At 63.3% G+C, this 11,302-nt stretch carries 8 protein-coding genes; 3 read left to right on the top strand and 5 right to left on the bottom strand.

The genetic code is table 11. The features are described from left to right. Window positions 1–16 precede the first annotated feature (16 nt). Entirely contained in the window at window positions 17–1,309 is a 1,293-nt protein-coding gene (locus AC07M9_RS05045) for a glycosyltransferase (RefSeq protein WP_494881848.1), read from the top strand. Further along, complete coding sequence (locus AC07M9_RS05040) at window positions 1,306–2,790, top strand: lipopolysaccharide biosynthesis protein (protein ID WP_494881846.1); 1,485 nt, start codon at window positions 1,306–1,308, stop codon at window positions 2,788–2,790. The genes AC07M9_RS05045 and AC07M9_RS05040 overlap by 4 nt, the downstream gene beginning before the upstream one ends. Window positions 2,791–2,982: 192 nt before the next feature. Here AC07M9_RS05040 and AC07M9_RS05035 read toward each other — a convergent pair whose 3' ends face one another. Next, window positions 2,983–3,969: a glycosyltransferase gene (locus AC07M9_RS05035; RefSeq protein ID WP_494881844.1), complete on the bottom strand. Its 987-nt coding sequence runs from the start codon at window positions 3,967–3,969 to the stop codon at window positions 2,983–2,985. 11 nt (window positions 3,970–3,980) lie between these two features. Then, window positions 3,981–5,027, bottom strand: coding sequence for a glycosyltransferase family 2 protein (locus AC07M9_RS05030; protein WP_494881842.1), 1,047 nt, complete (start codon window positions 5,025–5,027; stop codon window positions 3,981–3,983). A 196-nt stretch (window positions 5,028–5,223) separates the two neighbouring features. Here AC07M9_RS05030 and AC07M9_RS05025 point away from each other — a divergent pair, with 196 nt between their 5' ends. After that, window positions 5,224–6,150, top strand: coding sequence for a glycoside hydrolase family 16 protein (locus AC07M9_RS05025; protein ID WP_494881840.1), 927 nt, complete (start codon window positions 5,224–5,226; stop codon window positions 6,148–6,150). Here AC07M9_RS05025 and AC07M9_RS05020 read toward each other — a convergent pair. The 3 genes from AC07M9_RS05020 to AC07M9_RS05010 form a co-directional block, all read right to left on the bottom strand. Beyond that, window positions 6,135–7,427 (bottom strand): O-antigen ligase family protein, encoded by a 1,293-nt coding sequence (locus AC07M9_RS05020; protein WP_494881838.1) that lies wholly within the window; start codon window positions 7,425–7,427, stop codon window positions 6,135–6,137. The two genes, AC07M9_RS05025 and AC07M9_RS05020, sit on opposite strands and share 16 nt — an antisense overlap. Next, the gene (locus tag AC07M9_RS05015; RefSeq protein WP_494881836.1) at window positions 7,424–8,500 is read right to left on the bottom strand and encodes an acyltransferase family protein; all 1,077 of its coding nucleotides are present in this window, start codon (window positions 8,498–8,500) and stop codon (window positions 7,424–7,426) included. Before AC07M9_RS05015 ends, AC07M9_RS05020 begins: the two co-directional genes overlap by 4 nt. A gap of 123 nt (window positions 8,501–8,623) precedes the next feature. Continuing rightward, window positions 8,624–11,302: a family 16 glycosylhydrolase gene (locus AC07M9_RS05010; RefSeq protein WP_494881834.1), complete on the bottom strand. Its 2,679-nt coding sequence runs from the start codon at window positions 11,300–11,302 to the stop codon at window positions 8,624–8,626.

Here is an 11,302-nt window from a genome sequence, read left to right as displayed (position 1 = left end):
CGATAAAGGATCGGACATGCCGACGAAACACGACCGCAAAGCCGCGAGCTCTACGAAGGGACACGTCCTGTTCGTCAGTCGGCAGCGTATCGTGGGTCGGACCAATGGCAGCAGTTCGTACCTTCTCGCCTTGGCGGAAGCGGTCCGAGGGGCAGGCTTCACACCTCATCTTCTTCAACCCTCACCCAACCTTATGGGCCGCTGGCCGATCATGCGCCTGCGCCCCGAAATGTCGGTGTTCGAGACTCACGGTATCCGCGGTGTCCTGCGCGCCGGTCGCTGGGTGGTCGCATGCGATCCGCGCGTGGGCCTTGGCGCCTTGCGTGGTGTTGCATCGCGGTTGGGCAGGCGTATGGGCCTGACTGGAAGCTGGATCGCGGATCGTCCCCGTCCCTACGCCATCTCCGGGTCGTGGACGCGTGCTGATCGTGCCTTCGTCACGCGGCACAGCCACGAGCGTGCGGACATCGTGATCGCCGATTACGCTTTTCAGGCCGAAGCTCTCGATCTCCTGCCAGGCCGCCCATCCGCTATCGTCATGCATGATCTGTTCCACAGCCGCGAGACAGGTGGCGCCAGCGATTCCGTGATCGGCCTCGACCGTACAACCGAGATAGCCCTGCTGTCCCGGGCGGATGCCGTGATCGCCATCCAGTCTGCCGAGGCCGGTTTCCTGGCCGAACACGTTTCCTCGGTCCGTCCCATACTTGCGCAGATGGCCGTGCATCCGGTCCAAGTCCCCCAGCCGGGTGCGGGCAATCGCCTGCTCTTTGTCGGCAGCAATACCGCGCCCAACATAGTCGGACTGCAATGGATGTTCGACACCATCTGGCCCCGGCTGCGCGAACTGGCTCCGGAATTGACGTTCGACATCGCCGGCACCGTCGCCGCCGCGTTTCCTTGCGGTGGCCCGCGCGGCGTCGTCTTCCACGGAATGGTGGAGGATCTCGATCCCCTCTACGCACGGGCGGGCGTGATCGTCTCCCCTTTGACTTTCGGATCGGGGCTCAAGATCAAGCTTGTGGAAGCTCTGGCGAAAGGAAAGGCAGTCGTTGCCACCAGTGTCACTCTACAGGGCGTGGAACAGGCGTGCGCCGGGGCAGTTGCACACGCCGACGATCCGGACGCGTTTGTCGATGCCATTCTCGCGCTGACCGACGATGAGCGCCGCATTTCCCTCGCGGCATCGGCACTGGCGGTAGCGCGGGACCATTTCTCGGCCCGTGCCTGCCACGCGCAATTCACTGCGTGGCTCGAAGAGAACCGGCCCCGCACTGGCTGCGTCTGCGGGTCGGGACCTGCCGGGTGACCTTATCCCGGCAGCCCCTCACTTCTTCACTGATGTGGTCCACGGCATCAAGCCTGGGAACACAGGCCCTGTCGTTTCTGACCTTTGCCATTCTGGCCCGCATGCTTGGCGCGCCCGCATTCGGCCTTGTCGCGCTCGCCGCCCTGGTGATCGACCTGCTGCTGGTGATCAGCAATGCGGGCATCAACGAGGCGGTGATCCAACGTCGCACCCTCGACGAAACCGACGCTGACACCGCATTCTGGACAAACCTCATCTGCGGTCTGTCATTCTGTTTGGCCGCGGTGGCGGGCGCGCCATTGGTGGCATGCCTTTTCGGCGAACCCGACCTAACGCCCATCGTCGCCGCCCTGGCTGCGATCTTCGCGATCACTCCGCTAGGTGCAATCCACACGGCACGATTGTCCCGTGAACTCAGGTTCCGCTCCATCGCCATGCGCAACCTTTCTTCGTCGCTGGCCGGGGCTGCGGTGGGATTGCCGATGGCACTCGCCGGGTACGGCGCGTGGGCGCTGGTGGGGCAACGCCTGGCAGTTGCCGCCGCAATGGCGATCACCGCCTGGGCGAGCTTCCCCTGGCTGCCGCGCCTGCGCTTTCGGTATGAATCCTGCGCCGAAATGCTCCGCTTCGGGATCTACATCGGTATATCCGGCACGTTAAATCAGCTCAACATACGCAGCGCCGAGGTGATTTCGGGCGCGCTCGTCGGCCCGGTTGCCGTTGCTTTCATTCGCGCCGGATCGCGCATCGTGGAGGTGCTCAACCAGATTACCTATATGCCGTTCCACCAGATCGCGATGCCCCTGCTCACCCGCGCCGCCGACGATCGTGACATTCTGAAGAACACGTACCTGCGGCTCAGCAGGCTATCGGCCTTCATCATGTTTCCGGCCTTTTTCGGCAGCCTAGCCCTGGCTCGGGAAATCGTGGCGCTCGTGTTCGGCCCCGGTTGGGAACCCGTGGCCGACGCGATCCAGATTTTCGCCGCCGCCGTGGTGGCATCGCAGATCAACAATCTGCTGTTGGCCGCCATCACCGCGGTAGGGGGATCGCGCACGGTGCTGTCCTGGACCACCGCCCAGATCGTGCTCGGCGGGGCCGCCGCAATTGCCGCCAGCCGCTGGGGATGGCAAGTCATGCTGGTAACGGGCGTCGCGCGCGGATATCTGATATTGCCTTACGGTTTTTACGTCCTGCGCAAGCACACCGGCATCCGGTTCCGGGACGTCGCCGCCAGCATCCGTCCAGCGATGGCGAGCGCGACCGTGATGATGGTGGTCGTCCTTTTGGGAGTGCATGCCTGCGGAGACCGCTTGCCGCATATGGTCGTGGTCTCAATCTGGCTGCCCGCAGGCGCCCTGATCTACTTCGCGACATACTTTTGGCAAGATCCCCGCATAGTCGCTCAGCTTCACAATTTGATTTTGGCACGTCGGCAGAGTTCCGCCCCGAACGAAGCGGAGATGAGCAGGAACTCCTAGGCAGAACGGCGTGTTGCCAAGGCCCCCTGTTGATCGGGCCGCAAAACCGCAACCAGGCAAACCGCGTGGTACAATCAGTCGCTCGACGGCATCTTCTGGCGATTGGCAGAAAGTCCTGCGACGACAGGCCGCCCAAAAAAAGGCTGGCAGCAGGCTCGATGCGCGACGAGCAGGCCTGTCGATCGGCACCTTTCAAATGCCGACGAGAACCCTGGTTGCGCGCCGCACCCGTTGAAGCGGCGTGGGGCGGCGGGCGACCCACAAGTCGTCGATGTTGGACTCTGTTTTGGCGGTCAACTCGAAAAGGCGGCACGCGTCGGCGAATACGGTTTCGAGCCGTTTCGCGACCTGGCCTTGGGAATAGGCATCGAGCTGTATCGAAGGCGCCGGCGTCCCTTGATCCACGGCGCGCAAAATCTCCGCGACATCCCATTCACGGGAGTAGACGCGAAGCTTGCGACAATTGAAGCCGGGATCGAGGTAGTCGGCCAGGGCGTCGTTCACGCTGGAGAAGACCACACAGCCATTCCCCATCGCTTCGAGGGGTGGCAGGCCGAAACCCTCGGTCGCACCGACATCGATCCAATGCTCCAGCGAATCGTACAGATACACTTTCGAGCGCCTGAACCACTCCGAAAGATCGTCCACCCAGCCGTCCAGCACCGTCACCCTGCACCTTTCGCGCAGCGTCGGAACCAGCTGCTCCAACAGATATCGCGAGGATTTTCGGACCTGCACAAGCACGTCTATGTCGCGCGGCTCCGACGCGGTGAAACCGCCGACCTCGACGATGTTGGGTATATGGGCAATGTAGGAATTAGGCGCATGCCGGCCCCAGTAGGCCATCGTATGGCGGCTGACGCAGAGGATCGGAACATGCGGAGGCAATGCCATACCCCATCCGGTGCTGTGGGCAATGTAGACGACATCGCGCTCTCGCAACCGGTCCAAAAGCATGGCTATGTCAGGACCCCAGTGGATCACGAATATGGGCTGCAGTGCGCGCGGCGCGTCGTGGCCCAAATAGTCGTCCAGGTGGGGTCGGCCAGCTATCCTCTCTCCATAAAATGCCGCGTTGGCGCAGGCAAACGCGCCGCAAGCTTCAAGAAACCGAACTTGGGCCGTGTTGCCGCCAACGTCCATGCGATCATGGGGAAAGAGAAAAATCAGCGGACGCATCGTGACTCCAATCATGAACCTGGAATGCCGGTCGGCAAGGTCTGCGAAAGCGCCTGCAGGCGATCTCCCAGGGTTTCACCCTGGCCGAGGTGTTCCGCTCGCCCATCCTTGGGTGACCACCGGAAAAGCCCCATGCGTTTGATTGCGGCTTCGCGTAAGCTGGCAACGGTCAGCCGCCGCGCTTCGCGATGGCTGGCCAGAAGCCGCAGCGCGGCCATCGACCGGCCCGCCTTTATGGCTGCGATCGTATCGAGATGAAGCAACGCGCCTCTCAGGTTGTCCACACGTGCTTTGAGGCGAGAGGCAACCGGACCCAGCCTGTCGCAGTCATATCCTTTCGTCGCCGCGAGCAGGCCTTGCAGGTCCGCATGCGCCAGCCGGTGGGAAGTAGAGGCGGCGTGCTTACGGTAAAAATACGTCGTCTGCGGCGCATATACGAAGCGAGCCCCCGCCAGCATCGCGCGAAAGACCAGATCGAAATCCTCACCGATACGCAGGTCTTCGTCATACGTGATTTCGTGCGAGCGCAGAAAATCGAGGTCTAGCATAGGCTTGAGATAGCCCAGCGACACATCCGAGGCGCCGATCATGCCTCGATCCAGGAATTCCTCCGCCTCGATCGAGCGCGCATGGCGCCACGGACTGCCTTGTGCGAAAACACGGGCCGTGAACGCGGATCCGTCTTGCTGGAACTCGATCATGTTGCTGGCGCAGATTTCGGCACCGTTTCGTGCCTGGCACGACACGAGCCCCTCGACATGCCGCACGTCGAGGATGTCGTCACTGTCGAGAATGGCAGCGTACCGTCCCCTTGCCCCGGCGAGGCTGGCGTTGCGCACCGCACCGAGCCCCCGGCCAGGACCCTGCAGGACCCGCACGCGGCCATCTTCAGCCGCATGGGTGCGGGCAATGCCGCCCGTCCCATCGATCGATCCATCGTCGACAACGACGATTTCGATATCGGCCATCGACTGCGCCCGCGCCGAAAGAATGGCCGCGTCGATGAACTTTGCAGCATTGCGGGCTACAATCAGGATCGACACCAGAGGTACGGTCATCGCTGCCTCGACATGATTGAAGCGGGTGTTTGATCCCGGGAAAATACGCAGTAATTCTAATACAGTATCGGTGCGCCCAGAATGGCAATGTCATCCATTCCGGATCCGATAATTTCTATCGCGCCGCATCGTCGGCGTAAGCTGGGACAGTACGATACATCCACTGGGTATCGCAGCACCGACGGAGATGTCGCGAATGGTCAAGCCCACAGGTCGCACGCCAAGCCGGCACAAACGGTACGTCTCAGTCGGTCCGGCCATGCTTGTGTTTGCTGCCTTTCTGCTCGTGCGGCCCTCTGACGCCGCTGTCGCCAGCACATCCACGGCGCTGGAGCAGCTGGGAGAACCATCGTTCGACGAGCGGTTTGACCGTTTCGATCAGGCCACCGACCAGGCACGGCCGCGCCAGCCCCATCGTTGGCGCACCGTATTCGGTTATGGGGGGGCCGCATCCGTCTCGAACCGTCAAATGTCGGCGGCCAGTTTCGCTTCGGACGCACGATTCACGGGAATGACCGCTTCAGGCCCGAGCCGCCGGCCTCTGGGGCTCGACCCCTTCCTGCATATCCCCGGCAAGCTGACTATTCTCGCTCGAAAGACGCCGCCGTCAGTGCGTTCCATCGCGTGGAACAAGCCCTATTATGGCGGAGCCATCACCACCAAGTTCAGTTTTTCGCAGAAATTCGGATACTTCGAAATCGATGCACGGCTTCCCGCAGGCAAGGGAATGTGGCCTGCATTCTGGTTGATGCCCGAAAGCGGCGACTGGCCGGATGCGGGTGAGATCGATATTCTCGAAGGCCTGGGCAATCCGCGCACGATCTTCTGCACAGTGATTTCCGGCAAGCAGAAACGAACCACGCGCATACGCCTGGAGTTTGACGCCTCGGCGGAATTTCACCGCTACGGGGTTCTATGGGGTCCCAGCGAATTGACTTGGTTCGTCGATCGCAAGCCCGTCGCCCATTCGCCGACACCGGGCGCTTTGACCGATCGCAAGGCTTACATGATCGCCAACCTGGCCGTCGGCGGGGCCTGGGGCGGATACCCGGATGACACCACGACGTTTCCCGGGCGCTACGAGATTCGGCGGATAACGGCTTGGCCTTATCCGGATGACTGATCTGACACGCCTGTGCGGTTGTCCCACTGGCTCGTGTTGCGGCGGCTGACGGGAAACCAGCCGAACCCCAGTGCCGCGAACAACATAATGGTGGGCGCAACCAGCGTGCCGGGACGGATCGGCTCCACCGGAGACTTGCTCAGCTGCAGCGCGAGATAGCTGAGCCAGAAGCACGTCGCGAGCGAGGGCGTCAGGACGAACCGGCGCAATAGCGCCAGCGCCCCCGCGACCCAGCAAAAGACCATGATGCCGAGACCGACATAACCCGTCTCCACGATCGTCTGCACGTAGCTGTTGTGGAACGAGAAAGCCGTACCCTCCTGGCGCACGTCGAAATACCGCCACAGTCCGATCGCTTCGGGGTTGGAGGGTGTCCAGAACCCGAAGTACCCCACTCCCAGCCACGGCCGCAGGGCAATGATGAAGTCGGCGCGATACCAGAGATAGGCGCGCCCCGTCAGGCCCGCATCCTTGGACGACAGTTCCTGCATCAACGCCAGCAGGGACTGGTAAAACACCACGGAGAAAGCGAAAAGGCAGACCAATACCCCTGCGATGCCCAGCTTGAACCAAGGCGCCCCGTTTCTGAGGGTCAGCAGGACAACGAGCAGGCCGCCCGCCAACACGAGCGACGACATGGCGCCGGCGGAATGAGCCCGCATGGTCGCAGCGACACACGCAGCCGTCACCAAACTACTCAATACCGCAAGCAGGATGCGGCGCCGCTCCAGACATACCGCCAGCATGGCGAGCGCCAGGAGCGCGGCGGTGCCCGACGTGTCCGCAAAGAAGTTCTTTGCCTCACCGCCCAGGCCATAAAGCGCCATGATGCCGTCGTTACCATCGGGCCGGCTGTTGCCGACCAGGAACGAAGCGACCGTATAGCCGGCATAAGCCACGAAAAGGCCGACGAGAACCGCGCGGGGGCGCGTAGCCTGCGATAGCAGCAGTCCCGCGAAAACCGTGAGCGCCATCTGGATGGCCGCGCGCAAAGTGACTTCCGGGTAGACGGCCCAGGCGACCGAAAGCAGGGCAAAGGCGGGATAGGCCAACTGCAGCCAGCATCGGGAAAAGGCATCACGCGCCTGCTCCGCGCGCAGCATCGCGTAGAGGCCGGCAAGGACGATGAAAGCAAGACCGCCGGACGTCCCGAGATTGGCCGGAATACGAACCGCCACGATCAGCCCGGCGAAGACGCCGTCCTGAACGCCGCGCCTCGCAATCAGATCGCCGAAGCGGCTGCGAGACGCCTGCGCAGTGGCCAGCGTGGCGTTCACTTGGATATTTCCTCCTGCCAGCGCCGTCCCATGCCCAATCCGGCGATCGCCGCCATCCTTGTCATGCCTTGTTGCGCCAGCCGTCCGAGCGGGCGTTCGACCCGGCGGTGCACGGCCAGTCCGACCGCCGCTGCGCTGCCGATGGACAGCACCATAAGCATGGGCGCCGTCCAGGGCGTGAGCAGTCCCGCCTTGGCCGCACCCAGCGTCCACGCCTGCGTCACGAAAGGGTGCGTGAGGTAGAGCGCGTAACTTGCGTCTCCGATCGCCTGCGCGGGCTTCCACGCCATCACCGCCCCGCCCTTTTCCGCGACCAGCGCCGCCGCCACGAGGATCGCGGCGGGAGGGAGCGACACCGGCCAGCCTCCCGGCAGCGGCCACCTGGCGACGAAAACCAGGGTCACCAGGGCAAATGCGCCCACCGCCTTGGCGCATCGCGCCGCGCGATGTGACCGGGGCAGTCGCGGATAGAACCAGCCGATCGCCATTCCTGCCGCGAATTCAAGAAGGATCGGCTGAGTCAGGAAGCGCAATTCGGATGGCAACGAGGCGCCGAACACGATCCCGAAGACGATCGCGGACCCCAGCAGCAGAACGCCGAGAAGCACTCTTCGGCCTACGTCCGACACCGTCAATGCCAGCGCGAAAAGCAGATAGAACGCCATCTCGAGATTGAGCGACCACCCTACGAATAGGATCGGACGCATCGTGCCGTCAGGCCGAAGGTGCGGCACGAAGGCGAGCGAACTCGCCAGTGCATCCCAGTCCGCCCGCGTATGGCCGAGCAGCGAGGGGCGGACCATCGCCAGAACAAAGACCAACAGCGTCAGCACCCAGTAGAGCGGCGCGATACGCAGGAGCCGGTTGGCGAGGAAGGCTGCTGGTGAAACCGGCCGGCGCGAGGTGGTGTGGACCATGAGGAAGCCGCTGATGACGAAGAACAGGTCGACACCCACGGCGAACAGGTTGAAGAACTCTGCGCCAAGACCGAGCAAGGCGCCAAGCGTCTCCAGATGGACGATCACCACCAAAAGCGCCGCCACCGCACGCAGGGCCTGTATGTTGAGAAGCATCCCCTGAAAGCCCCCGAAGCCGCGACACCGGTTGGTGCCACGGCTTCGATACAGGGCCCCGGCGGTCCGGTCGACCGGACCGCCGGGAAGACTGCGTCATTCTGGACGAAGTTGCCGGGGCGATCAGGCCATCAGACCAATTGTATTGCCATAGTCGACGGCAGTCATGAAGGTGATGTCGGACATGCCGAAAAGCGCGTCCCCGACCAGCGTGATCTTGTCGGCACCGATCGAGACCACCGTCGAATTCGCCGTGTGGCTGATCGAAACGCCGCTCGACTTCGCACCCACCAGCACCAGCTTGTCCACGCCGTGCTGGAAATCGGAAACGCTGTCCTTTCCGTAGCCGGATCCGAAGACGAACGTATCCGCCCCGACGCCGCCGGTGAGGATGTCGTCGCCGGCCCCGCCGTTCAGGATATCGTTGCCGAGACCTCCGTCGAGCAGGTCGTTGCCCGCCAGGCCGAACAGCTTGTTCGCCGCCTCGTTGCCATAGAGCTTGTTCCCCAGCGCATTGCCGGCGCCATTGATCGCAGCGGTGCCCGTCAGGCGCAGTATCTCGACGTTGGCGGGCAGCGTGAAGCTGATCGCCGACATCACGGTGTCGTTGCCTTCGTTGGCCAGTTCGACCACGCGCTCGCCGATCTGACCGACGATGTAGGTGTCATCGCCCTTGCCGCCGACCAGCGTGTCTATGCCGCCGGCACCGTCGAGGTAGTCGTTGCCGGCCAGACCCGTCAGGACGTTCGCGCCGGCATTGCCGATGATGCGGTTGTCTTCCGCATTGCCGGTGCCGTTTATGTTGGCGGCGTTATCGAGACGCAGGTTCTCGACGTTCGCGGTGAGCGTATAGGCGACCGAACTCACGACGGTGTCACTGCCTTCCTTGGCCGCTTCGACCACCTTCACCGCTGCGCTGTCGACGCGGTAGATGTCGTCGCCCAGCCCGCCCTGGAGCGTATCGGCACCGCCTGCACCGTCAAGATAGTCGTTCCCGGCCAGCCCCTTGAGCAGGTTGACCGCACTGTTGCCGACGAGACGATTGTCCAGCGCGTTGCCGGTGCCGTCGAGCGCCTTGTCGGTGGTCAACGTCAGGTTCTCGACATTGACGGGAAGGACGTAGCTGTCGCTCGCCAGGACCGTGTCGATGCCGCCGTTGACGGTCTCGGCGATCTTGTCGAGCCTGGAGCTGACGCGGAACGTGTCGTTGCCGGTGCCGCCCGTGTAGGTCTTGCCGGTCGCGTTGCCGCTATCGGAGCCGGCCGCGGTGTTCGGCACGCTTGTGACCGGGCTGGTCGTCACCGGAGGCGCCGTCACCGGTGTCGTCGTGACGGGCGCACTGGGCGCCGAGCCGCCGGCCGAATAGGTCGTATGCACGCCGTTGATCGTCGCCGACACGGTATCGGCGGTCCGATAGGCACGGACGTAGTCGATCTTCATCTCGCCGGTGCCCGTCGTCGCATCGGCCGCGCCGCCCCAGCTGCCCTGACCGCCGACGGCCAGGTTGACGAGCATGTACATTTCCTTGTTCATGACCGCAGGCGTCGCCTGCCGCGCCACTTCCACGCCGTCGATGTAGTAGACCACGCGGTCGCCGTTCCAATCCACGCCGTACGTGTGGAACTGGGTCGTATCGAGCACCGCGCGGTCCTGGCCCATGGTGTTCTTGCCGCCGTCATGCCCGTGCGTGGTCATGTAGACGACGTTCGGGTCGTTACCCAACATCTCGAACACGTCGAGCTCGGGCGGCCAGCTGTTGTCCGTCGGCAGCAGCCAGAATGCCGGCCAGAAGCCCTGCCCGGCCGGCAACGCGGCGCGGATTTCGAAGTAACCGTACTGCTGCGCGAACGTGAACTTGGTGGTCAGCAGGCCCGAGGTGTAAGTGTGTCCGTCGATGTAAGGCAGCACTGCGGCGGTGGCGGGCGCCGCCGTGATGGTCAGCACGCCGTCGTTGATCGCGAACGGATTGACGCCCAGCGGCTTCTTGCCGGTGCCGCCCCAGTCTGCATCCATGTAGACTTCGGATTCGGTACGCAGCGTGCGGCTGGCAACCGTGCCCGGGCCGCCGTTGCCGTACTCGGTGCGCCAGGTGCCGCCCTTGGAATAGAGGCTCAGCGCATTGAATTCATCGCCGAAGTTCAGCGTCAGGGCCGAACGGTTGATCTCGTAGGTGAAGTCGGAAGCCACCAGGCTGGTCGCCTTCACGCCGCGCAGGATCAGGTCCTCGCCATTGCCGAAGTGCAGAACGGTGTCCGACCCCACCTGCCGGGCGAGCGCCTGCAACTGGCCAAAGCCGGTCACGCCATATCCGCCGAGCTGGATCTTGTCGACGCCGGTCGCGAAATCCGCGATTACATCGCTGCCATTCCCGGCCGTGACGATGAAGGTGTCCTTGCCGGCGCCGCCGACCAGTACGTCGTTGCCGCCGCCGCCGTTGAGCTGCTGGGCGAACTCGTTGCCCAGGATGATATTGTCGAGCGCGTTGCCGCCGCCATACCAGGCGCCGCTGCCTTCGAGGATCAGGTTTTCGACATTCGCCTCAAGGGTGTGGTAGACCGACGAGCGGATCGTATCGATGCCCTCGCCCTTGACCTCGAACACCCGGTCCTTCTCGGACGAGATGATGTAGGTGTCGTCACCCTGGCCGCCGTAGTAGCTGTCACCCCCGCCATAGCCGCGCATGATGTCGGCCTGTACGGTACCCTTCAGAGTATCCGCACCACCGGTTCCGGTAAATGCCTTTACCGCGGCAGCAGAGCTATTAAGTAAATTCCCATATGAATTCTTGTACGAAAAAGCCAT

It is taken from the genome of Novosphingobium sp. GW821-FHT09E05 (assembly GCF_059416165.1).
This window is presented reverse-complemented; position numbering and strand designations above follow the sequence as displayed.

Bases quoted from the DNA above. Each gene is read 5' to 3' on its own strand.
- AC07M9_RS05035 (WP_494881844.1), bottom strand. From the start codon at position 3,969: ATGCGTCCGCTGATTTTTCTCTTTCCCCATGATCGCATGGACGTTGGC.
- AC07M9_RS05015 (WP_494881836.1), bottom strand. From the start codon at position 8,500: ATGCTTCTCAACATACAGGCCCTGCGTGCGGTGGCGGCGCTTTTGGTG.
- AC07M9_RS05010 (WP_494881834.1), bottom strand. From the start codon at position 11,302: ATGGCTTTTTCGTACAAGAATTCATATGGGAATTTACTTAATAGCTCT.
- AC07M9_RS05030 (WP_494881842.1), bottom strand. From the start codon at position 5,027: ATGACCGTACCTCTGGTGTCGATCCTGATTGTAGCCCGCAATGCTGCA.
- AC07M9_RS05045 (WP_494881848.1), top strand. From the start codon at position 17: ATGCCGACGAAACACGACCGCAAAGCCGCGAGCTCTACGAAGGGACAC.
- AC07M9_RS05025 (WP_494881840.1), top strand. From the start codon at position 5,224: ATGGTCAAGCCCACAGGTCGCACGCCAAGCCGGCACAAACGGTACGTC.